This window comes from Alteromonas sp. K632G, assembly GCF_017653625.1.
GTDB classification, from domain to species: Bacteria; Pseudomonadota; Gammaproteobacteria; order Enterobacterales; family Alteromonadaceae; genus Alteromonas; species Alteromonas naphthalenivorans.
Window position 1 is genome coordinate 405,204 of record NZ_JAGGDM010000001.1, and the last position, 18,841, is coordinate 424,044.

An 18,841-nucleotide genomic window follows, 5' to 3' on the forward strand; every position below is an offset into this window, starting at 1 on the left:
ATAACAATGCGGTTAACAGAGAATAATGAGAACTTTGTCGTCACGATACCTTCGGTAATTTTTACGGGGGATTTTCGAGTTAGCTATAGGCGCGATAGTTCAGGCATTACAATAGGTACGCATGACTTTCGAGACTACATAACTCGTGGCTTAGGTACGATAAAACTAGCAAATAGCACTTACAACCTTACCACGCACAACTCTCCCTCTGGGGAGCGTGACGGCCTCAGTTATGCTAATAGAGTGTGGATAGAAAGGGTGGGTAATGTTTTAACCATCTACGATGGAGAGTCCCGTGAAAACATAATTCACCAAGAAACAGGTGTAACAACCGGAACGGTAGAGTTTCGATACCTTGGTCAACGAGCGAACACACTAGAATCAACGGGCATTAGTTGGGACATATTATTTGAAGATTTAGACGACGCCGAGTCTACAAATAACCGGTTATACAAACTAAATGAAACCCACGACTGTATGACTTGTATTGACTCTATAAGTTCAAAGCATGGGACTTACTCTGCGCCTAGAAGTGAAACCCGTACTTTAGATTACACCCCTGTCAACAACGGCTGGCGTCACCCTGAAGCGGGGTTTATTAAAGATACCAGCAGGTATGATAAGTCCAAAGCTAAAGTGTTTGCCTCATTTTCAGCATCAATTCTAAAAGCTGCGTTGCAGAATAACCGAGTGAGGGACTTAGAGTGGAAGTTTCTACAGCATGGCGTAGAAGTTGAAGTGTTTCAGTATGGCCATGGTGGAGAAGATACCGAAGAAGCGATTCTAGACTTTCCTGCGTACATTACAAACCTTCTCAACTTTGGTTACACCCTTGAAAATATCACGATTTTAATTCACATGGGGGGTAACGATGTTTCAGGCTCTACTACCTACGCGGCAAACAAAGACACCAATCAGTACATATTGCAAATGCGCCCTCGTTTTGAAGAACTTTATTCTTTGTTCACGGATGCTGGACTCAATGTAATTTGGTTGCCTATTTCATGGAGAAACTACGGTTCAGTACCACCTGACTCAGGCGGTTCCGAACCATATAACACGAACATCGTACACCCATTCTTATCCGAGGTTGTTGGGGATTCTAGCTGGGACAGCGTAAATGAAGTGCCTAAATATGATTTTTATGGGTTCACAAAAGCGGCCTTTGCGGAAAACAACGATTTCTTAGTAGATGCGGTTCACCCTGGCGAATATGGCGGGGAAGTCATGCGGCAGCAATTTGCAGACTGGTTTAAAGATTTGTACACCGTGACCGTGGATTCATTCTCAACACTGAATATTAATATCACAGGCATAGCCGATGGTGATCACCATATCAAGCTTCACGGATTCGGTGGAAACCTCGATGTTTTTAGTGGCTTACTTAGTTTCGTAGATGGGGCGGCGTCCTTGGAGTTACCGTTACCGGTCGGAACGGTAGTCTCGGGTATTTATGAAGGCGATAACCCACCTATCACTGGTACCGGTTTCTATGGAGTAACTGAGTAATGTTTAACACTGAAGGGGGTTTTAACTCAACTGTTCCCCCTAACGAAAAACCGGTTGCTGTGCTTGGGTCTGACGTTTCAGAGATTGTAGCGGATTCTCAGGTTACTTTAGATTTCTCAGGGTCGTATGACTCTGACGGAACAATAGAAACCTATACGATAACGCAAACGGATGGGGATGCGGTTGTTCTTTCGGGTACGGGTGACACCCGAGAATATACCGCCCCAAAAGAAGACTACGCGCAAGACCTTGTTTTTAAATTGATCGTAAAGGATGACGCTGGGGACAGTTCCGAACCCGTATATATCACCCATTCTATCTTGGCCTATGTGCCAATTGTCCCTACTATCGCAGCCAGCTTTAGCGGTACGTTAACGGATGGGGGTACGTTCACACCAACCGTTGAGGGAGACAAATACACCTCGATAGCTTGGACTTGTACGAGCGGTCAATCACCGACATTTGATACTGCGACAGAATTGCTACCGGACATTACCGTTAATGAAGCGGGAGAGCATACCTTTCGGGTTACCGCGACGAGCGTTGACGGAGAAACCGCCTTCAGTGAGTTTACAGTACTCGTTGCGGCCTTACCTGCAGAGAACACCCCGCCAACCGCCAACGCTGGCACCGACCAGTCAGTGGCGGCGGGTGTAACTGTTCAGCTAGACGCATCTAGTTCAACACCTGGCACGAACCCCATTGCGTCGTATGAGTGGACGCAAACTGCTGGCGATACTGTAGCGCTTGAAGATGAAACTACCGCAACGCCTACGTTTGAATCCCCAGTTACCACAACAGCACAACGTGTGTCGTTTGATGTGATTGCTATTGATACCGACGGTAACCGAAGCGCTGCAGCTGCTGTTCACATCGATGTGGCGGCGTTCGAAACAAGTGCGCTGCTTAAGCTGCTGGATACTCGACGCTGGGAACTGCATCACGACGGAACCGTGCAGGCTTTTGAGGGCAGGGCAAACCGTGAAGCTTTTCGTTTTAAGTTAATACCAGATGATGGTGTGTTAAATGATGCTGATGGTTTCTTTAGATTCGATCAGCCCGGTATCGATTCCGTTGAAGTTTTATCGTCGACGTCTTCAAGTGTTTCATCCACTGATGACCCAGATATGATTCGTGAAGTAGTGATAGCTGCGCGAACAGGTGATTTAAAGGGTGAAGACCCTAACAATCTTGAACTCACGTTTGTGTTGTATGTCACCGGTGATAGCGACGGGCTGGTCATGACAGCCAGTGAAATGGTGCCTTATCAAAGCGCATCGTATTTCAGACGGTAATTAACGTACAGGACGCGAAAACATGAGTTATAACGAGCAAGTTATTAACGGTATTGTTGTTGAAGAGTACGTAACTGCAAGAATTGTAAGAATAAAGTCGGAAGACGGCATTTTTAAATTCTTCGCTCAATCGGAAGGTGAAGATAATATTACCGTGTACTTAGGTCACGGTAATCTTAGTCCAAAGTATAAGAAAATAATAAAGATTTGGGCTAAAAAATCTGGTATACGACAGGTTCGCTGGGGGCGCGGAAAAGAAGCCGCGACCATAGGCAACATCAGCTAAGCGGAGGTTTTGCCCTAGTGCTGCGCGGTTTCCGCCGCGACAATAACACCATCTAATTTCGCAATTATATGGTGTTATTTCGATGGCTGAACCTGACAAAAACCCAGGGCCACAAAATTGGCTATATCTCAACTCGGGTACATTGCTGCTTTCGTTGTTGATATTTTTGAGTAATTTCGTATTCGAAGATATTCAAAACAAAGACTCGCAACTGCAAGAAGAAGTTAAAAAGCTGAACATCGCTATGGCTGAGTTGAAAGCGAGCGTTTTACCGATGATCACAACGTTTAACTTGGCTAATCAAAAGCGCTATACCTCTGATGATGCATTGCGAGACCAAGGGCGATGGCAACAGCAGCTGGAAGAGGTAAAGACGCAACTTCGTGAACAGCAGTCAGAAAGTCGTGAACTAGACGACAGACTCGTAAAAGTAGAGTTGCGGTTTTGACTATTGAGCTGCTACGACATACCACTGACGAGCAAGGCACACCTGGCAATATGTTTATTGGGCCATGGTTTGCGCACACCTTAGAGCTACCATGGCGCGATAACTTACCTAATCTGAGCTGCATTCCTGCAGGCGACTATTCCATGCGACTGGTTAAAACACGCAAACCTATTGGTGGTCGTTCTCATTTATACCTCATAGAGGATGTACCCCAGCGGAGCAGCATTTTAGCTCATGCTGGTACATGGGCAGGCAATAAAGAAAAAGGGCTGAAAACCAGCGTGCTAGGGTGTGTTCTGATTGGTTACCGCACTGGAGTACACCAAAACCAACGGGCTATTTTTGATACTCGACGCGCCATTGGCGATTTTCACAATATATTAGCTGGCCAGCCAGCCCGCATATCAATACGCAACGCATGGGAGCAAGAAAATGTTTGAATGGTTAAGTGATGCACTGATGGCCGTAGTAGGCGGTGGCGCTACCGGCATTCTAGGCTCTGCAGTCCAAAGTTTGTTTCAGTACAAAACAAAAGGGTTAGAAATACAGCAGGAAAAGTACCGACTCGATCACGATGCAAATATGGTGAAATTGGAAAGCGAGGCGAACCTTAGCATTGCAAGCCAAGAAGCAGCCGCACAAGCTGACAATAATGCTTTTGTTATGCAAACGGCCAGCTACGATCACGACAAGCGGCAATACATGCCTGATACGGGTGCACCTACATGGGTAATTGGGGCGTTAGGTATTGTCGATGTAATACGGGGTATTGTAAGGCCCGCGCTAACGCTATACGTAGCGGTAGCGATAACAATTATACTGGTAGAAGCGAACGCGTTAATTTCAAAGGTTGATGGGCTAGATGTTGAACTTCGACTATCTGCAGCACAAGAAATCTGGCGTATGGTGGCATATATAGCCACAACCATATTTTTTTGGTGGTTCGGACAACGACCTCAAAAGAAAAACTAGTGAACACTCGCTCTTAACGCAAATTCAACTTCTTTTGGCGTCAAGCTATCAGCGCGCTTGTTCATTTCTTCTAATGTTTCAAGCGCATCTAGCTTTACTTTTCTGTCTAATTTTTCGGTGAGCTTATGCTCTTCTGCAGTTAAAATAATTAAGTCTAGCAACGCTAATTTCTCATCCATTGAAAACTTATAGTGGCTAATTGGCTTTATGTGGTCGTAGTGCTGTGCTTCTTGCCTTTTGTACATTGCGAACTGGGTACCGCCCTGCGTGTTTTTAACCATACCTGGCACTCTATCATCGCCTAATAGTTTGTAAGTCCCGTACTGGCCTCGAGTAAATGCGGGGAATTGAAACTCTGGTAGGTCGAAATAATTGATATTACAACCAGTAAGGGCGCGCTCTATAGAGAACGGTGATTTATAGGGGCCGCACAATGTTTCGATTTGATGGTACGCAATACTTTTGTCTTTAAATGTATAGGCAGCAGGTTGTGTCAGTACGACAGCAGCAGATTTTAACTCGTCGTTAAAACACAAATATGCATCATATTCAGCATCTTGAGCATGAACACTCAGCATATTCTCGAACGCTTCCGTTTCTGTATAGCTATCTAACATAAAAGGTAGGCCGCGACCTTCCAGCAACCAATTCAGGTTTACATGTTCAGTGCGCATTATCGCAGTGAGAATGTCAGAACCGGGCACAACGTTCTTCAATAAACGGGCGGCAGTACCCGAAGAAAGTCCAAGTTTCTTGGCCCAGGGCGTCAATTTCCTATCTGCTAGCAGCCATTCCAAACGCTGCGTAAATTCTTTTTCGTGCGGATTATTCATAAACTTATTCTAAATCGGTATTAAAAAACCCAAAAAATGAATTTAAATCCCAAATATTGAATCTATAATAAACATTGTATTCGTTTGTATACATTCTAACTCAAAATAGAGGATTACGCAGTGTCTAACGTAAAAATCAAACCTATGTGCTTTCGGCCCACACCTGAACTCGAGCAGCGCATCAACGAAGCGGCGCTTCGAGAGCAGCGGTCAAAATCTCAAATCATCGCCTTGTGTGTTGAGTCGGGTATTCGAAGATTCGAAAACTCCCCCACCACAGCTATTGCGCGTCAGGAGTAACGTATGCCTGAAGCGACTCAACCAGTAAAACATATAGATTACAGTTCAGCTGCAAGAGAAAACGGAACGTTTTCACATCTGTACTGCGAGGGAGAGCCTTCCACTCTAATGCTGGAGGTAGGTGCCGTCTTTCAGTATATGTATGGTTATTTTACTCTCACTTATTTTCATCGACATGGATGGCTGGCGTTAGATAGCAATAAAATCGAAATCGAAGTTAAAGAAGTTTTAGGCGAGATTGTCTTTATGCTTTTTTTCTGCCGACAAGATTTTTCTAAATCCTACATCACGATTACAGAAAACGACGCACACGCCATTATTCTCACGTTTAACTGTGACATAAAAGATGATTTGAATGTGCTGGGATACAACAAGAAAGAAGTGATTGCCACAGGCTCGGACCAGGAGCCCGTGGCAGGAACTAACAATGCAAATATTCGAGGATGAACTAATGCAGAGTCAACGTAACTATAACGCAGTTTTACATGCTGCGCATCTGTTGCTGAAAAGTCACCCCAGTGCTGCAGAGATGTTTGCCTGCTCGCTAGGCAAAACGCCCAATACGGTTCGTAACGAGCTAAACCCCAATTTACCTAATTATAAATTAGGGCTGATAGATGCGGTTGAAATGATGAACTGTACTGAATGTTTCAGCCTGCTTTTTCAAATAAATGCAATGTGTGGGTTTGTGGCCGTGCCGGTCGACTTAAGTGAAAAACCAACCGAACGAGTGCTCGACAAATTCTGTCAATGGCAGGCCGCGGTTGGCAGAACCTGCCAAAGCATTTACGACGCCATCGAAGACGACATTATTACCCCCACAGAATTAAACGCCATTACCAGTGCCGGCAATAAAAAAATGGCGCAGTGGTTTGGTGTGCAAGTTGCCCTGCAGCAAGAAGCGGAGAGAAACCATGTCAGCAGAACCTAAAACACAATTAACGGTGGTTAAAGTGAACGAGAGTGAAGCGAACGTGAACGCATCGCAATCAGAAATGGTTGATATGTCCAAGTTTCAGTTACAGCTGATTATTAAGCGGTTAAAAGTGCGCGACAAAATTTTAACGTCAATGTCTCAAGCATTGCTGCACATGCAATCTACAGACTGCAACGACAAGCAAAAAAGCGCCTACATGCACTTAATCAAACTACAAGCAGAAATGGTGGGTTTGGAGTTACCAAATGAGTAATAACGCTACGGCTGTTCCTGCAGCTTTACGAAAAGCAGGAATCACCCAGGTAAATACAAACCGTGCTGGCCATCAAACTATTGCACTTAAAAATGGTGCACTTGGTTTGTTCTTTGGGGAGGAATTAGCGCAGCGCTTACTGGCCAAGCAAAACCGTAAGGAGCAGGCGCATGGCTGAAGTTAAAAGTTTAACCCGTGAAGAAGAAAAAATACTGTTTAGCACCTTACGTAAATTCAAAGATGTAGAAGCCGAGCGTGACCTTAACTGGATGCTGCTGATGCGCTATACGGCAAGGCGTGTGCAAACGGTACACTTGTTAGATGAAGCGGATGCATTAGAAGCGCTGGATAAAGGCTACTTGCATCTGGCCTCGGAAAAACAAAAGGGCGGCAAGAAAGATAGCGTGCGTGGACTGGATAAAAAACAGGAAATCTATTTAGTTGATGCAGCGCGAAAAGCTTTGGAAGCCTTGTTAAAAATACGCCGCAAAATGATAGCAGCTAACCCCGAGAGTAGTTATGACGAGCAGGCGTTAATTTTGTCTCGCCGCAGGCAGCGCATGAGTATTCGAGCGTATCAGCAGAGAATGACGCATTGGTGCAACACTGCAGGCATTGTAAAAGCCTCACCTCACTGGTTACGCCACACATGGGCAGTACGCAGACTACAAAATTCCACAACCGGTGAAGGGTTAAGGCAGGTTCAAGCTGTTTTAGGCCATGAACACATCACTACGACTCAGGTTTATACACAGCCTAGCCGCGACGACCTACGAAAAACAATGCAGGAGGCTGCGCTATGAGTGCTATTCGTCAAACCTTTAAACCATTGCGTGAAGAAATAAAGCGCCAGCATGAGCGCTTATTGGCCGATGCTGCGCGCCGTAAAAAAGAAGATCGTGAATCTGGTTTTGGGCAGCATCGAGAAGGAACTATTCACAATGTCTGAAACGTCTCCAGTTACCCGCGAAAACCTGCAGATGCTTGAAAGCGAATTGGTCATGCTCGAGCACGATATTGCTCGGCTTGTAAAAAAAGCAAAGGGCAGCGAAGTGCAGCCCCCTTTTGATGAGCAAATCAATAGCTTTATGCAAGACAACCCGTTGTTAATTGAGCGCCTAGCCGAGCTGGTAGTCATTAAAGCGATAGTCAATATATTTCGCCGTTTACAGCCCCAATAGATTAATAACGAGGTTTACACATGCTGACGTTAGATCAGTTACGAGCACGCATCCCATTAACCGACGCTGCCATGCGTATGGGCATGAAAATGAGCAGTGATAATGGGGTGCTGCAAACCTTGAGCAGACCTCAAAGTGAGGCGCCAGAGGTCATTATCAATGTTGAACACCAGGTATGGCGTAATGCGCATAACCAAGGTGGCGGTAATATTATCGATTTGGCAATGTGGTATTTCGATATCGATTACCCTGCCGCGAATAAAAAACTGCATGAACTCTATTTTCTGCACTTCCTGCCTACCATCGATGATGCAGACGAAGAACAGCAAGACCTGCAAAAGCTAGCGTACATTGCAAGTAAGAGTTCAGAGAATCAAGAAGGCTGCCGTGTTTACTTAAAAAATGAACGGGGCATTCCCGATCACGTCATTAGTGCAGGTATCACCAATAAAACACTGGGTTGGACTAATTACACCAGCCCCAAATTAAAACAAGGCGAGCAACATTGGGGCGGTGAAGCGGTGAGCTTCCTTACCTATCAACCGAACACAAAAATGCTCGCTGCAGTTGATTATCGTTATTACGTACCAGAATTAAACGGCGGGATGAAAACCAAATCCCTAGGCCAAAAGAATGGCGTGTTTTGGATGCTAGACCCAAGAGCACTGCGTACGGCGAAAACAGTATATGTAGTCGAAGGGCCACTAGATGCACTCAGTATTGAAGCGGCATTCTGGAATGACAAAACCACATGCGCCATTGCGCTGCGTGGTACCCAAGTTCAAGTTAACTGGCAGCTGTTTATTGGTAAAACTGTTATTTGTTGTTACGACCACGACGAACCCAAACCAGACAAACGTAATCCAAATGGGGCGTTTCGTTGCTATTCCGCTGAAGCGGAATGGCGAATTCACGAAGGTTGTTTAGCCGCTGGCGTTCCCTGTTTTTTTGTCGACCGTTCAAAATGGGAATATGGCCAAGATGCCAACGACGTGTGGAAAAACATTAAGAGCAAGAGCCCGTTTCGTGAATTAGAGCCATGGCTGATACCAGGGTTAGCAGGAAAAGATAACGACGACAGCATAAGTGCGAAACCACGAGTATGGTTACCCCATCACGATTACCAGCAGTACTGGAAGTATCGGGTAAAAGCCGACTTCACCAGTTCAATTAAAATTAGCACCGACAACGAAGGTGACGAAAAAATTGAAAACATCGATGTGGCAGGGTTTCGGGTAGCCGGCCTTAGCCGCGTTGAAATTGCCAGCGCCAGTGCCACCATGAGTGGGGAGGAAGATAACAGCCCTCGAATTCAATTTGTGGCCATATACCAAACCACAAGGCACGGCGAAAAATTGCAGCGCCGAGTGATGGACGACGAGCAGCTGCATAACCTCGACCACTGGCGCAAAAGCGGACCAATTTATAACCCTCGCGCATTTTCTAGAATGCTAAACATATTTGAACGCACTATTGGCATTGGCAGTGTAGAAGCGGCGAACTTTGTAGGTCTTTGCTACTTAGGTGGTAAGCCCAGGGTAAACGAGGGAAAAGATTGTTTTTTCACTGAGCCGGCACAGCAATGTCCCTACCATAATTTTGCATTTCCCCGCGGTATGCGTGGTCATGCTAGTCAAGTGGTTGCCGCCTACCAAGAAACCTTCAAAGACAATGCTGCAGCCAGAGCATTAGTGTGGATATTAGGGGCTCAGTTGAAATTATTCTTAGGCTTTTGGCCGCATTTAATCGTGCAGGCAGGCAAGGCCAGTGGTAAATCAACGTTAATAAAACGCCTTGAGCGCACAACCGGCATGAAAATGTTTTCAGGCCAAAGCATGGGCACCGAATACCGCTTAATGACCTCGGTATCCGGTACTAGCCATCCTATTGGCTGGGAAGAACTCAGTGCTCGTAAGTCTGAAATTATCGCCCGTGCCGTGTCGTTACTCCAAGAAAGTTATAACTACACTGAAACCAGCCGTGGCAGTGCACAAACCCCATTCCTTATTTCAGCGCCGGTGCTACTGGCTGGGGAAGATGTGCCGGTAGAAAGTTTAACCGGTAAAACGGTTCGTACCGATTTATCAAACCGTAAAGGCCCCATGCTAGACGAGAGCCTACCTAAATTTCCCATGTATGAATGGATTGAATGGCTGGCGAAGCTTGGCAAAAAGCCCGTTCTTGATAGCTACAAGATAGCGCTAGCTAAATGTCAGCACTTCAACCGTGCCAGAGAAGACGACCGAGGCGCAGAGCGTATGGTGAATAACTACGCAGCCTTAATGACCGCATGGCGTTTAGTCTGCTCATTTGCAGGCATAGAAGAAGAAACTGATGCCTTCGAACGTGACCTTATTGCTGAAATGAATAGCCATATTTCAGACACCAATAACGATCGCGAACCATGGATTTGGATTGTTGAAATCATCATGGATGAAATTGCAGCTGGCCGATACGTGTACCCCTATGTATTTGAATGTGAACCCATGGCGCCCAGCGAACCTCGGTACCTATGTGTGCGGGTAAAACACATGATGTCGCACTTATCTACCAGCGTGGCCCTGCGTGAAAAGTACAACAACATGCCAGTGAAAACCGCCCGTGTTTTAAAACATCAAATCGAGCAAGCAGGCGTGATGAATAACGATGGCGTGGTACGCAGTATAAACGGCACACGGCTAGGTCACATGCAGCGGTTAGATGTGAAAAAAATGGAGCAGTACGGCATTAGCGTAACTGCACCAGAAAATCTTAGACCTCCAAAGGAGCAACTTCTGTGAACGCAGCCTATTTCAACAAAACGTACCCCGAAGGTACCCAATTCAAATATTACCCAGTGAAAGGTAACTACGATTTCGAGATTGTACGAACCACTTCTCCCGCATGGAGCACCCCAAGTAATCGCCATGCATTAGTAAAAGTGACCGGCCGCCGTGGGGGTGTCTGCGTGTCCCATTTAAAAGTGAACTAACAACATAACGAGGTAACAACCATGATGGCTTTTTTACCAAACTTCGGGAGCATGCCCGTAAGCGAGAACCAGAACGTGAGCGTTATTTTAAATAACGAGCGTTTTTATGAAGGCCCCGCGAAAGACTTTAATTGGGATGATACCAGTCCCGATGGCGTTGAAGGCTGGCGGGAAATGCAACCAGGTGAACAGCTACATAGTGAGCACCGTTTACCACACCGCCAACGTCGGGTACTTAGTAAGGCAGCACAATGAACTTAATTAATGCACTACTGGCCATTTTAGGCCTTATCACAGTGGCGTCGGTTTATTTTAAAAGTGACGCACTACAAGCGTGTTTAATTCTTATTATTTTCATCATGGTTATTGTTGAACGTCGTTCTCGGCATGAGGCAACCAGTAAATTATGGAGGCGTTTAAATGGCAACCAAAGGACTAAATAACGTTCAAATAATCGGTAATTTGGGCAATGAACCCGAGCTAGCTTATACGCCTAACAACGTAGCCAAGTGCGTGGTTAATCTGGCAACCAGTGAAATTTATAAGGACCGAAATGGAAACCCAGTGGAAGACACCGAATGGCACCGGGTAATCATTTGGGGTAAGCGAGCAGAGCTTGTTCATCAGTTCAGAGCGAAGGGTGATCAGCTTTATGTTAAAGGTAAAAAGAAAACGCGCACATACCAGGACAGCAACGGCAACGACAAAAGCATTTGCGAAATTATTGTAGACCAGAGCGGCGATGTGCAGCTGCTCGGCAGAAAAGAAGCGCAAAGCGTATAACAACACGCCCGTGGACCAGACGGGCTTATTCAACCAAGTAAGGAACTAATGATGAAAAATAAACTAAGCGATTTGAACGACCATTTATTTGCACAATTGGAAAGGCTTTCAGAGGAAGATAGAACTGGTAAGGAATTAGAGGAGGAAGTGGCTAGAGCTAAAGCGGTATCTAGTATAGCTAAAGATATTGTCAATAATGCTAGCACGGTGCTTAAAGCCAAGGAGCTGCAATTAGAGTATGGACTTATAAAGGCGCCTTTGCAGATTGGAGAATCAAAATAATGGGTTCAACATTCAAGTATTCAGAGGAACAGCTTAAATTTTTAAGGGCTGAGTACCCTTTATATTCCATAGATAAACTCACCACTTTATTCAACGACGCGTTTTCTACTAATAAAACGAAATCACAACTGCGAGCGTGTTTGAAAAATCACGGGATTAAGTCAGGTAGAACTGGGCATTTCGTTAAAGGTGATATGCCTTGGAACAATGGTAAAAAGGGCATACAAGTTCATGAAAACAGTAGAGCCACTCAATTCAAAAAAGGCAAGAAGCCCTCTAATCTGAAACCTATTGGCCATGAGCGAATCTGTAACAAGGATGGGTATGTACTCATTAAAGTAGCAGAGGAAAACCCACATACTGGCGCCTCAACCCGCTACAGATTCAAGCACATAGTTATTTGGGAAAAAGAAAATGGCCCTGTGCCCAAAGGTAAGGTGGTTATATTTGTCGATGGAGACAAGACAAATATCAATATGGAAAACCTGTCGCTTGTTGATAGAAAGTTATTGCTACAGCTGAACCGCAATAAGTACGGCTTACAACCGGATGAACTAAAGCCGACGTTACTCAACCTCTCAAAACTACAAGTAAAAATATTCGATAAATCAAGGAAAGTCGCGGATGCAGAATGATACCGACCTTGCAGAAATCGTTGTATGCACAGGCCTTATTGGCGTGTGCGTTCTAGGCGTCACAGCAAACGCGCCAGACACAATCACCGGCGACATTGAGAACTGGGGCACCGACGACTGGCACGACCGCTTACCGAAGCATGTTAAGCCAGAAGAAGGTGTTTACACCATTAAAGCCGAAGTCACTTACCTAGAAGATATCGACGAATGTAAATACAACATTCTAGATACTACGTGGAAAGGCAAAGCTAGCTAACCCCGTGGACCAGACGGGCAACAAACCAATAGGAACTAACAATGGAACAACAACAATTACCAGGCTTGGAAGAGTTGAAGCCTAAACGTATTAAAATACCCATGCCGAAGCGCAACAAATCTAAGCGCCAGCTGCAGTGCAATAATCGACGTAAAATTGACGACTTCCACCTTATATTTGCCTTGGGCATTTCGCGTACGGAGCTAGTGCTATGAAAGCTTATCTACTAATGGCCGTATGCGCCATTTTAAGCAGCGCTTGTGCTGGCGGCCTGCTGGTTGGAATGATGGTATCTGCGCGCTTGTTTGGCTTTAGCTGTAAAAAAGAGCCTGAATGGTTCCTAAAAGTCATGCAAACAATGGGCAATGTTTTCACCGCTACTGTGGTTATTTTGATAGGTAGTGCGCTAATCGTTTCTTATGGGAGGTTGGGCGCATGATCACATTATCTAATGAAAAGCAGCAACACCTTCAAAAGCTACTAGCGCGCAACTCGGGCAACATGGAGATAGCTAACGCAATGGGTATAACGCGTAAAAAAGCGCATACCCTTAAGCTTGAGTTCATTCGGTTGATGAATCCTACAAACCCAGAAAGCAGTGAGTTATTAGATAGAGTTAACTTGCCCAAACTGAATAAAGAAAATCAGAAACGGTTAGATTCGCTTATCTCACTAAATTGCCCAGTGGTAAACATTGCAACTGCTCTGGATATTCCTGAAATTCAAGTTTATGCGGCCATTAAGGCAGCCGGCTTAAAAGAAAATGCGGGAGAGCAATAATGTTTTTCAATTGCGAACCAAGCGACAGAAGTAAACTAATAGATGCGCGTGCAGAGAACGCGAAATTGCGTGAGCGGCTGAAGGAATTGGAGCAGAATGTACAAAAGCTTGAAAGCGAAGTATGCGTTCTGTTAGGTCGCTATGGAGATGTTTGGTATGAGGGTTTCAAAAGCGCCCAGGAATACCAAGAAAATATGAATATTGGATGTATAACGGATATATCTCCCGATAATATTTTAGCTATGTCAGAAGCGGCAGAAACGGAGTATCTAAAACAAGCCGCGTCAAAAAATGCAGAACACCCAAGACAAAAAGCCCTAAACAAATTCGCCCTAGAGCAGAAGGTTGAGGCGTTTGAGAATGCCCAAATACCGCGACATGCGAAAGCCGGTTGTATTGGCGAGTTTAACTTTGTCATAGAGGATGGTCGAGTCTGCCCTGAATGTTGGCAAGATAAAGATGATAGCTGTCACATGTGCAATGGTGAAAGCGATGAAAGCGGCCTATCTGATTTAACGGCTACAGTTCCGTGGGATTTGTGCAAAGATATTTGGCTACGCATGAATAAAATCTACGTTGAACAACTACGCAAAGGGGGTGAGTCGTGAGTATGTTCAAACGAGAAAACAGATACGTAGTTTTTAAGCGAAAAAACTTAAGTCACGCCCAAGGCAAGGTGTTGCATAGCGTTGAAAGCGAGCTTTGTCCTGATGGTAACGTTAAAGAATGCCTAGTTGTTGAACACGATTGGCCTTGCTATGACGCAGCATGGAATATGATTGTGAAATTAAGCGAGGGTAAATTCTCTGACCCTTACGCGGAAATAAAACAACTACGTGAGCGGGTGAAAGAGTTGGAGCAAAATCTACTGCCGATAGAGAACGGTAAAAACCGCTATGGGCTTGATGTTTCTTATTTTAGAAACGCTATAAACCGTGAATTAAACAGGTCATTAGCGAATCATAAGCCAGATGAACTAGCCAGAGTACTTGCCAGGCTTTCTCGTACCGCTGATGAATCAGTAATGTTTGAACCTGAGTTTTCAGGAAATTTCGCCATAGAGAAGAAGCGAATTGGGTATTACGCCTCTTGTATTGAATCGGGCATGAATGATGGTCAAGCAAGTTTGCTTGCGGATATTTATGCAGAACAACTACGCAAAGGGGGTGAGTCGTGAAAATTAGCATCCAACTAACAATAGCTGGTTGGCTTACATTGCTAGCCGACCTCATCTATGGCTTACCCACAGAATTTGGTGCTATATCCATTCACTGCTTCATAGGCGCTATGATTCTTGTTGAAATTGAAAGGAGAACCAAAGTTTGACACCCGAATAATTCAGGTGTAGTTTTACAGGCACTAGAAATTCAATAGCGGTAATCCGCACCCGTTAGCCTTTGCGGTTTTTTTGTGCCTGTAAAGCAGTTGCACGCCATAATTCCTATGGCGGGTTGAGAGGCGTAATAAAACACCCTTAGGGGAAATAGGCCCGGAGCTTCTATTGATGCTCTAGTTGAGACCCGCCACCCATGGTGGCATTACTAACTTAAAATCAATAGGTGTCATATTATGACTAATACTATCCTTATGCCTTCACAGGCTACGCATAACCCATTTTCCTTTTCTAACAGCGAAATTCGAACAGCCATTGATGAAAACGGTCATGTGTTTTTTGGTGCTAAAGACGTGGTTTTGGCGCTTGAAATGACATGGAGAGGTAACTTATCTCTTAAAAATATACCCCAAACATGGCGAGCTATTGCACTTTCTGCAACACCTTCCGGTACTCATGAGACAATTTTTATAAGTGAGCCGGCTCTGTTTATGCTTGCATTTAGATCAAGTAAATCAGAAGCGGTTAAATTTACCCAATGGGTATGTGAAGATGTATTACCTGCTATTAAAAAACAGGGGTATTTCGGTACATTGCCTGCCAAAGAACTTATCGCGCTGCGCAATCAAAAAATCAAACTCATTCAGGAATTAGTGAGTTGCCGCGACCAATTTGCCAAAAGTGCGTATATCACTACGTTGCGCAACATCTGCAATCAGCTAGGCGAACCCATGCCAAACACCGAGCTACTAGGCCAGCAGCTAGAATTAGGGGTGTAGCATGAGAAGTCAAAGCCGATATCAAACCGCCTACGAGATAAGTGAATATCTGAAAGGGCTACAAAGCTTATTCGAAAATATGGACGATGGGCCAGTAGAACACCTACAAGCGTTTCAGATGGTGCAGCTGCTTAAACCAGCCACCGAGAAAATAGAAATACTGGTAAGAGCAGAGCGATAAAACGAAAGCCCACAAATTAATGTGGGCTTTTTTATTGCGCTTTTTGTTAGTTCTCATTACTGTAAATTTTTTAATTGATAAGGAATTCACAGTGAAATTATTCGTTTTAATACTTCTTTCTCTAACACTTCTCGGTTGTGGCGCTACTCAGCAAGAGCTACAGCAAGGCTACAAAGTAAAAATAGACCCATACCAAAATTTCGAACGATATAGCGCTTTAAATGCAGGCCACCTAGAAGGGCAGCAGTTTTTAAGTCTGCAGTTTCTAACACTTGACCTGTTTACAGATGTTATAGACCAAAAACACACGCTTTGGATTGCTGCTATTTTAGAAGGTGAGCAGTGGCAGTTTATCTCTCCTGGTAAGTCCTTAATTTTGCTCGTTGATAATCAGCCTGTTGAACTGATGACAATTAGTGGATCTAGAAACTCGAGAAAAGTATTAAGTGCAAAAAGTATTAGAGAAGAGGCTCTTTATCAAATAAGACCAGAAGTGCTTAAAAAAATAGTTTCCGCAAAATCAGTATCGTTGCGATTATATGGAAGTGAAGGATATATAGAGAGACGCCTTTCTAGCAACCACCTACTAAATTACAGAGCCTACTTTGAAAGATTCGTTCTCCCAAGGTTAGATAAATTTACTGTTTAATTACACGTTCGCACTGCTCAATCAGGCAGTGCAAAGCAGCTGTGTGGTCGGTACCGGTTTCTTCCATACTAATAAGTATTGTTTTAATAGAGGCGAGTAGGCTTGATAGAATAAATGTGTCGTGCTGCATGTTTAATTCCTTTTACTGCAATGGCGCGTATTTATACTATCAGTCTGTAGTTGTACGATCTGTTAATTCAAATCCACATTACTAATCGGTTTGTAATAACCAAGTCAATTTTTATTCTTTTTGGCAAAAAATTAAAGACAGTGTGTACTTAGAAAATCTATCTAACGTATTAAATCTAACGTGGTGTTGCCTACATACCCCGCACCACATTTGAATAGTTTTAAGCTTTAATCCCTCAATAGCCGAAGGCTTATTGTTCTCTATAGCAACCACTGTTTCCCTGCTTATTCCCAGCGCATCTGCTATTTGTTGTTGTGTTAATCCAGCCTCCCTGCGTAGAACTCGCAATTGCATACCATCAAAAGATGGTGGCAGGCGTTTCATCAGTACCTCTACGTTTTAGCTAAGTCCGAACACCTAAAGCGAGGCGTTCGAGCATTTTGGGGGTATTTTTCACATTTTACTGGGGGGCGCAACCATTGGACATTGGACATTTTAACTAAAACCATCGTTTAATCACCCTAAGCTTATAATATATATAACTAATTTTTTATTGCGCTTTTTATTGCTGTCAGTTTTTATGCTTAAACTGTCAGTTTTCGTTCCATTCCTGTCAGTTTTCACATTTCTGCCGCGTTTCAACTTCACCTTATTATTTTATTTTTTCTTTAAATAATAATTAGATAGATAGATATAGAGAAAAGTCCAAATGTCCGTTTTCAAATAAGGTACTGGTCGGAACTGTCCGAAAAAAAATGGGGTGATCGGTTTTTTCGGACAGTTTCGGACAGTGCTTTGCCCTTGTTCTGCGTGGCTTGTAGCGATAAAAAGGGGGAAATGTCCGGTTGTCCGTAAGAATATGCCCCTGGGAACCTTTTAAAATGAAAAGTTTGGTTAAAGAGTGGTTGCAGTTTAAACAGCTGAACGAAGGGCGATCACCTGAAACAATAAAGAAGTACGCTTATTACCTTGGTCTTTACCACAGCTACTGTGAAGAGCATTTGGTTAATCCATTTGAACTTAAACCAGGTAATTTAGAGCAGTTTACTGGCCTTTACTTACATCAAAAGAAACTGGTGCCACAAAGCCGTCGTACTGCTGTTGCCGCATTAAAAGGGTTTTATGCTTATTTGTCGGACAATGGCCATATAGCTACAGACCCTACTCTTACGTTATCGTATCCGGCCACGGCGCAGAAAATTCCCGTCGCCATGGGTTTGAAGTATTTTGAAAAGCTGCTCCAAAGCTGCGACCTTGAAACTTTCACTGGGGTTCGAGACGCGGCTATCATCGCATTAATGGGGGGCTGCGGCTTCAGGTTGGCTGGTGTCGTCAATATGAACTTATCTCATATTGTGAGTTATGAGCATGATGATTCGGAGCGCTTAGCCGTTAGAGTAGTAGAGAAGGGTAGTAAAGAACGACAGGTGCCATTGCCGCTCGAGGCGCAATTATTCTTACGCGTTTATATCGGACATCCAGAATTACGCCATATCAACCGTACGCTACCCAATGGTGACCAGGTTTTATTCGTTAGCACTCAGAATCGTCTATGCCCGCCCTGGGATTATTATGGCGAGAATCGCCGCATTTCAAGGCGTACTATTCAGAAAATGATTAAGAAAAGGGGCTTATCAGCCGGCGTTCCTGCAAATCAGAGCCATCCCCATGCGCTTCGCCACCTAACTGGCACTGAGTATGCGGAAGAAGACTTAGATATCATTACTAGGCAAACGCTACTAGGCCATAGCGACCCTAAAACCACTGAGATATACACACAGTTAGCGTTACGCAAACTGACTAAGCAAGTAGACAAAGGTAACCCCCTCAGCAAAATAGCCACTGCAGTAACCCCCCTTATCAACGCCCTTAACAAATAACCTACTGCTATGGGCTCTGCCCATAGCAGTAACACCATCTCTCATTTCAGAGACTGTCTTTCCCTATATATCAGACCGCATTCAACTTAAGTTCAACCCAGAGAAACGTCCATTTGGTTTGTTATTGGTGCGTGGAAAAGACATTATAGGAACCTACAATTAACTGAT

Annotated in this window: 34 protein-coding genes; 31 read left to right on the forward strand and 3 right to left on the reverse strand. The window is 44.4% G+C overall.

Annotation, left to right across the window (positions count from 1 at the left end):
• Nucleotides 1–6 precede the first annotated feature (6 nt).
• The 6 genes from J5X92_RS01755 to J5X92_RS01780 all read left to right on the forward strand — a co-directional run bounded on the left by J5X92_RS01755 (nucleotide 7) and on the right by J5X92_RS01780 (nucleotide 4,510).
• Nucleotides 7–1,509 carry an SGNH/GDSL hydrolase family protein gene (locus J5X92_RS01755; RefSeq protein WP_208804387.1) on the forward strand — a complete coding sequence of 501 codons (1,503 nt, stop codon included), beginning with the start codon at nucleotides 7–9 and terminating at the stop codon, nucleotides 1,507–1,509.
• On the forward strand, nucleotides 1,509–2,804 hold the full coding sequence (locus tag J5X92_RS01760; RefSeq protein WP_208804388.1) for a PKD domain-containing protein: 1,296 nt from the start codon (nucleotides 1,509–1,511) through the stop codon (nucleotides 2,802–2,804). Before J5X92_RS01755 ends, J5X92_RS01760 begins: the two co-directional genes overlap by 1 nt.
• A 22-nt stretch (nucleotides 2,805–2,826) precedes the next feature.
• Nucleotides 2,827–3,090, forward strand: coding sequence for a hypothetical protein (locus J5X92_RS01765; RefSeq protein WP_208804389.1), 264 nt, complete (start codon nucleotides 2,827–2,829; stop codon nucleotides 3,088–3,090).
• 82 nt (nucleotides 3,091–3,172) lie between these two features.
• Nucleotides 3,173–3,538, forward strand: a complete 366-nt coding sequence (locus J5X92_RS01770; protein WP_208804390.1) for a hypothetical protein — start codon at nucleotides 3,173–3,175, stop codon at nucleotides 3,536–3,538.
• Complete coding sequence (locus J5X92_RS01775) at nucleotides 3,535–3,978, forward strand: DUF5675 family protein (RefSeq protein WP_208804391.1); 444 nt, start codon at nucleotides 3,535–3,537, stop codon at nucleotides 3,976–3,978. The genes J5X92_RS01770 and J5X92_RS01775 overlap by 4 nt, the downstream gene beginning before the upstream one ends.
• Nucleotides 3,971–4,510 (forward strand): hypothetical protein, encoded by a 540-nt coding sequence (locus J5X92_RS01780; protein WP_208804392.1) that lies wholly within the window; start codon nucleotides 3,971–3,973, stop codon nucleotides 4,508–4,510. The genes J5X92_RS01775 and J5X92_RS01780 overlap by 8 nt, the downstream gene beginning before the upstream one ends.
• Here J5X92_RS01780 and J5X92_RS01785 read toward each other — a convergent pair.
• The gene (locus J5X92_RS01785) at nucleotides 4,507–5,343 is read right to left on the reverse strand and encodes a hypothetical protein (protein WP_208804393.1); all 837 of its coding nucleotides are present in this window, start codon (nucleotides 5,341–5,343) and stop codon (nucleotides 4,507–4,509) included. The genes J5X92_RS01780 and J5X92_RS01785 overlap by 4 nt on opposite strands.
• A 120-nt stretch (nucleotides 5,344–5,463) precedes the next feature.
• On the opposite strand from J5X92_RS01785, the gene J5X92_RS01790 reads away from it, so the two are divergent.
• The 24 genes from J5X92_RS01790 (at nucleotide 5,464) to J5X92_RS01905 (ending at nucleotide 16,663) form a co-directional block, all read left to right on the forward strand.
• A complete protein-coding gene (locus tag J5X92_RS01790) occupies nucleotides 5,464–5,643 on the forward strand; it encodes a hypothetical protein (RefSeq protein WP_208804394.1) in 180 nt (59 codons plus the stop codon).
• 3 nt (nucleotides 5,644–5,646) lie between these two features.
• Nucleotides 5,647–6,090, forward strand: a complete 444-nt coding sequence (locus tag J5X92_RS01795; protein WP_208804396.1) for a hypothetical protein — start codon at nucleotides 5,647–5,649, stop codon at nucleotides 6,088–6,090.
• The gene (locus J5X92_RS01800; protein WP_208804398.1) at nucleotides 6,071–6,574 is read left to right on the forward strand and encodes a phage regulatory CII family protein; all 504 of its coding nucleotides are present in this window, start codon (nucleotides 6,071–6,073) and stop codon (nucleotides 6,572–6,574) included. The genes J5X92_RS01795 and J5X92_RS01800 overlap by 20 nt, the downstream gene beginning before the upstream one ends.
• Nucleotides 6,558–6,833 carry a hypothetical protein gene (locus J5X92_RS01805; protein WP_208804399.1) on the forward strand — a complete coding sequence of 92 codons (276 nt, stop codon included), beginning with the start codon at nucleotides 6,558–6,560 and terminating at the stop codon, nucleotides 6,831–6,833. The genes J5X92_RS01800 and J5X92_RS01805 overlap by 17 nt, the downstream gene beginning before the upstream one ends.
• Nucleotides 6,826–7,011, forward strand: coding sequence for a hypothetical protein (locus tag J5X92_RS01810; protein WP_208804401.1), 186 nt, complete (start codon nucleotides 6,826–6,828; stop codon nucleotides 7,009–7,011). The genes J5X92_RS01805 and J5X92_RS01810 overlap by 8 nt, the downstream gene beginning before the upstream one ends.
• On the forward strand, nucleotides 7,004–7,636 hold the full coding sequence (locus J5X92_RS01815; RefSeq protein WP_208804403.1) for a tyrosine-type recombinase/integrase: 633 nt from the start codon (nucleotides 7,004–7,006) through the stop codon (nucleotides 7,634–7,636). Before J5X92_RS01810 ends, J5X92_RS01815 begins: the two co-directional genes overlap by 8 nt.
• A complete protein-coding gene (locus J5X92_RS01820) occupies nucleotides 7,633–7,782 on the forward strand; it encodes a hypothetical protein (protein ID WP_208804405.1) in 150 nt (49 codons plus the stop codon). The genes J5X92_RS01815 and J5X92_RS01820 overlap by 4 nt, the downstream gene beginning before the upstream one ends.
• Complete coding sequence (locus J5X92_RS01825) at nucleotides 7,775–8,014, forward strand: hypothetical protein (RefSeq protein ID WP_208804407.1); 240 nt, start codon at nucleotides 7,775–7,777, stop codon at nucleotides 8,012–8,014. Before J5X92_RS01820 ends, J5X92_RS01825 begins: the two co-directional genes overlap by 8 nt.
• Nucleotides 8,015–8,034: 20 nt before the next feature.
• Entirely contained in the window at nucleotides 8,035–10,794 is a 2,760-nt protein-coding gene (locus J5X92_RS01830; RefSeq protein ID WP_208804409.1) for a toprim domain-containing protein, read from the forward strand.
• The gene (locus tag J5X92_RS01835) at nucleotides 10,791–10,985 is read left to right on the forward strand and encodes a hypothetical protein (protein ID WP_208804411.1); all 195 of its coding nucleotides are present in this window, start codon (nucleotides 10,791–10,793) and stop codon (nucleotides 10,983–10,985) included. The genes J5X92_RS01830 and J5X92_RS01835 overlap by 4 nt, the downstream gene beginning before the upstream one ends.
• 21 nt (nucleotides 10,986–11,006) lie before the next feature.
• A complete protein-coding gene (locus tag J5X92_RS01840; protein WP_208804413.1) occupies nucleotides 11,007–11,240 on the forward strand; it encodes a hypothetical protein in 234 nt (77 codons plus the stop codon).
• Nucleotides 11,237–11,428 carry a hypothetical protein gene (locus tag J5X92_RS01845; RefSeq protein WP_208804415.1) on the forward strand — a complete coding sequence of 64 codons (192 nt, stop codon included), beginning with the start codon at nucleotides 11,237–11,239 and terminating at the stop codon, nucleotides 11,426–11,428. Before J5X92_RS01840 ends, J5X92_RS01845 begins: the two co-directional genes overlap by 4 nt.
• On the forward strand, nucleotides 11,406–11,768 hold the full coding sequence (gene ssb / locus J5X92_RS01850; protein ID WP_208804417.1) for a single-stranded DNA-binding protein: 363 nt from the start codon (nucleotides 11,406–11,408) through the stop codon (nucleotides 11,766–11,768). Before J5X92_RS01845 ends, ssb begins: the two co-directional genes overlap by 23 nt.
• Before the next feature lie 48 nt (nucleotides 11,769–11,816).
• The gene (locus J5X92_RS01855) at nucleotides 11,817–12,050 is read left to right on the forward strand and encodes a hypothetical protein (RefSeq protein ID WP_244360033.1); all 234 of its coding nucleotides are present in this window, start codon (nucleotides 11,817–11,819) and stop codon (nucleotides 12,048–12,050) included.
• Nucleotides 12,050–12,685 (forward strand): HNH endonuclease signature motif containing protein, encoded by a 636-nt coding sequence (locus J5X92_RS01860; protein WP_208804419.1) that lies wholly within the window; start codon nucleotides 12,050–12,052, stop codon nucleotides 12,683–12,685. The genes J5X92_RS01855 and J5X92_RS01860 overlap by 1 nt, the downstream gene beginning before the upstream one ends.
• Nucleotides 12,675–12,941, forward strand: a complete 267-nt coding sequence (locus J5X92_RS01865; protein WP_208804421.1) for a hypothetical protein — start codon at nucleotides 12,675–12,677, stop codon at nucleotides 12,939–12,941. The genes J5X92_RS01860 and J5X92_RS01865 overlap by 11 nt, the downstream gene beginning before the upstream one ends.
• A 41-nt stretch (nucleotides 12,942–12,982) precedes the next feature.
• Nucleotides 12,983–13,156 (forward strand): hypothetical protein, encoded by a 174-nt coding sequence (locus J5X92_RS01870; protein ID WP_208804423.1) that lies wholly within the window; start codon nucleotides 12,983–12,985, stop codon nucleotides 13,154–13,156.
• Nucleotides 13,153–13,380 (forward strand): hypothetical protein, encoded by a 228-nt coding sequence (locus J5X92_RS01875; protein ID WP_208804425.1) that lies wholly within the window; start codon nucleotides 13,153–13,155, stop codon nucleotides 13,378–13,380. Before J5X92_RS01870 ends, J5X92_RS01875 begins: the two co-directional genes overlap by 4 nt.
• Nucleotides 13,377–13,721, forward strand: a complete 345-nt coding sequence (locus J5X92_RS01880) for a hypothetical protein (RefSeq protein WP_208804426.1) — start codon at nucleotides 13,377–13,379, stop codon at nucleotides 13,719–13,721. Before J5X92_RS01875 ends, J5X92_RS01880 begins: the two co-directional genes overlap by 4 nt.
• Nucleotides 13,721–14,329 (forward strand): hypothetical protein, encoded by a 609-nt coding sequence (locus tag J5X92_RS01885; RefSeq protein WP_208804428.1) that lies wholly within the window; start codon nucleotides 13,721–13,723, stop codon nucleotides 14,327–14,329. Before J5X92_RS01880 ends, J5X92_RS01885 begins: the two co-directional genes overlap by 1 nt.
• Complete coding sequence (locus J5X92_RS01890; RefSeq protein WP_208804430.1) at nucleotides 14,326–14,898, forward strand: hypothetical protein; 573 nt, start codon at nucleotides 14,326–14,328, stop codon at nucleotides 14,896–14,898. Before J5X92_RS01885 ends, J5X92_RS01890 begins: the two co-directional genes overlap by 4 nt.
• Before the next feature lie 392 nt (nucleotides 14,899–15,290).
• Nucleotides 15,291–15,833: a Bro-N domain-containing protein gene (locus J5X92_RS01895; RefSeq protein ID WP_208804432.1), complete on the forward strand. Its 543-nt coding sequence runs from the start codon at nucleotides 15,291–15,293 to the stop codon at nucleotides 15,831–15,833.
• Between the two features lies 1 nt (nucleotide 15,834).
• A complete protein-coding gene (locus J5X92_RS01900; protein ID WP_208804435.1) occupies nucleotides 15,835–16,014 on the forward strand; it encodes a hypothetical protein in 180 nt (59 codons plus the stop codon).
• 91 nt (nucleotides 16,015–16,105) lie between these two features.
• A complete protein-coding gene (locus tag J5X92_RS01905) occupies nucleotides 16,106–16,663 on the forward strand; it encodes a hypothetical protein (RefSeq protein WP_208804437.1) in 558 nt (185 codons plus the stop codon).
• Here the strand turns inward: J5X92_RS01905 and J5X92_RS01910 are convergent.
• Nucleotides 16,653–16,793 carry a hypothetical protein gene (locus J5X92_RS01910; RefSeq protein WP_208804439.1) on the reverse strand — a complete coding sequence of 47 codons (141 nt, stop codon included), beginning with the start codon at nucleotides 16,791–16,793 and terminating at the stop codon, nucleotides 16,653–16,655. The two genes, J5X92_RS01905 and J5X92_RS01910, sit on opposite strands and share 11 nt — an antisense overlap.
• Before the next feature lie 111 nt (nucleotides 16,794–16,904).
• On the reverse strand, nucleotides 16,905–17,177 hold the full coding sequence (locus J5X92_RS01915; protein WP_244360036.1) for a helix-turn-helix domain-containing protein: 273 nt from the start codon (nucleotides 17,175–17,177) through the stop codon (nucleotides 16,905–16,907).
• A 497-nt stretch (nucleotides 17,178–17,674) separates the two neighbouring features.
• Here J5X92_RS01915 and J5X92_RS01920 point away from each other — a divergent pair, with 497 nt between their 5' ends.
• Nucleotides 17,675–18,673, forward strand: a complete 999-nt coding sequence (locus tag J5X92_RS01920) for a tyrosine-type recombinase/integrase (protein WP_208804441.1) — start codon at nucleotides 17,675–17,677, stop codon at nucleotides 18,671–18,673.
• Nucleotides 18,674–18,841: the final 168 nt, after the last annotated feature.

Bases quoted from the DNA above. Each gene is read 5' to 3' on its own strand.
- ssb (WP_208804417.1), top strand. From the start codon at position 11,406: ATGGCAACCAAAGGACTAAATAACGTTCAAATAATCGGTAATTTGGGC.
- J5X92_RS01870 (WP_208804423.1), top strand. From the start codon at position 12,983: ATGGAACAACAACAATTACCAGGCTTGGAAGAGTTGAAGCCTAAACGT.
- J5X92_RS01880 (WP_208804426.1), top strand. From the start codon at position 13,377: ATGATCACATTATCTAATGAAAAGCAGCAACACCTTCAAAAGCTACTA.
- J5X92_RS01825 (WP_208804407.1), top strand. From the start codon at position 7,775: ATGTCTGAAACGTCTCCAGTTACCCGCGAAAACCTGCAGATGCTTGAA.
- J5X92_RS01855 (WP_244360033.1), top strand. From the start codon at position 11,817: ATGATGAAAAATAAACTAAGCGATTTGAACGACCATTTATTTGCACAA.
- J5X92_RS01810 (WP_208804401.1), top strand. From the start codon at position 6,826: ATGAGTAATAACGCTACGGCTGTTCCTGCAGCTTTACGAAAAGCAGGA.
- J5X92_RS01760 (WP_208804388.1), top strand. From the start codon at position 1,509: ATGTTTAACACTGAAGGGGGTTTTAACTCAACTGTTCCCCCTAACGAA.
- J5X92_RS01865 (WP_208804421.1), top strand. From the start codon at position 12,675: ATGCAGAATGATACCGACCTTGCAGAAATCGTTGTATGCACAGGCCTT.
- J5X92_RS01900 (WP_208804435.1), top strand. From the start codon at position 15,835: ATGAGAAGTCAAAGCCGATATCAAACCGCCTACGAGATAAGTGAATAT.
- J5X92_RS01830 (WP_208804409.1), top strand. From the start codon at position 8,035: ATGCTGACGTTAGATCAGTTACGAGCACGCATCCCATTAACCGACGCT.
- J5X92_RS01780 (WP_208804392.1), top strand. From the start codon at position 3,971: ATGTTTGAATGGTTAAGTGATGCACTGATGGCCGTAGTAGGCGGTGGC.
- J5X92_RS01815 (WP_208804403.1), top strand. From the start codon at position 7,004: ATGGCTGAAGTTAAAAGTTTAACCCGTGAAGAAGAAAAAATACTGTTT.
- J5X92_RS01800 (WP_208804398.1), top strand. From the start codon at position 6,071: ATGCAAATATTCGAGGATGAACTAATGCAGAGTCAACGTAACTATAAC.
- J5X92_RS01805 (WP_208804399.1), top strand. From the start codon at position 6,558: ATGTCAGCAGAACCTAAAACACAATTAACGGTGGTTAAAGTGAACGAG.
- J5X92_RS01840 (WP_208804413.1), top strand. From the start codon at position 11,007: ATGATGGCTTTTTTACCAAACTTCGGGAGCATGCCCGTAAGCGAGAAC.
- J5X92_RS01785 (WP_208804393.1), bottom strand. From the start codon at position 5,343: ATGAATAATCCGCACGAAAAAGAATTTACGCAGCGTTTGGAATGGCTG.
- J5X92_RS01915 (WP_244360036.1), bottom strand. From the start codon at position 17,177: ATGAAACGCCTGCCACCATCTTTTGATGGTATGCAATTGCGAGTTCTA.
- J5X92_RS01770 (WP_208804390.1), top strand. From the start codon at position 3,173: ATGGCTGAACCTGACAAAAACCCAGGGCCACAAAATTGGCTATATCTC.
- J5X92_RS01875 (WP_208804425.1), top strand. From the start codon at position 13,153: ATGAAAGCTTATCTACTAATGGCCGTATGCGCCATTTTAAGCAGCGCT.
- J5X92_RS01795 (WP_208804396.1), top strand. From the start codon at position 5,647: ATGCCTGAAGCGACTCAACCAGTAAAACATATAGATTACAGTTCAGCT.
- J5X92_RS01910 (WP_208804439.1), bottom strand. From the start codon at position 16,793: ATGCAGCACGACACATTTATTCTATCAAGCCTACTCGCCTCTATTAAA.
- J5X92_RS01820 (WP_208804405.1), top strand. From the start codon at position 7,633: ATGAGTGCTATTCGTCAAACCTTTAAACCATTGCGTGAAGAAATAAAG.
- J5X92_RS01895 (WP_208804432.1), top strand. From the start codon at position 15,291: ATGACTAATACTATCCTTATGCCTTCACAGGCTACGCATAACCCATTT.
- J5X92_RS01920 (WP_208804441.1), top strand. From the start codon at position 17,675: ATGAAAAGTTTGGTTAAAGAGTGGTTGCAGTTTAAACAGCTGAACGAA.
- J5X92_RS01885 (WP_208804428.1), top strand. From the start codon at position 13,721: ATGTTTTTCAATTGCGAACCAAGCGACAGAAGTAAACTAATAGATGCG.
- J5X92_RS01860 (WP_208804419.1), top strand. From the start codon at position 12,050: ATGGGTTCAACATTCAAGTATTCAGAGGAACAGCTTAAATTTTTAAGG.
- J5X92_RS01845 (WP_208804415.1), top strand. From the start codon at position 11,237: ATGAACTTAATTAATGCACTACTGGCCATTTTAGGCCTTATCACAGTG.
- J5X92_RS01765 (WP_208804389.1), top strand. From the start codon at position 2,827: ATGAGTTATAACGAGCAAGTTATTAACGGTATTGTTGTTGAAGAGTAC.
- J5X92_RS01755 (WP_208804387.1), top strand. From the start codon at position 7: ATGCGGTTAACAGAGAATAATGAGAACTTTGTCGTCACGATACCTTCG.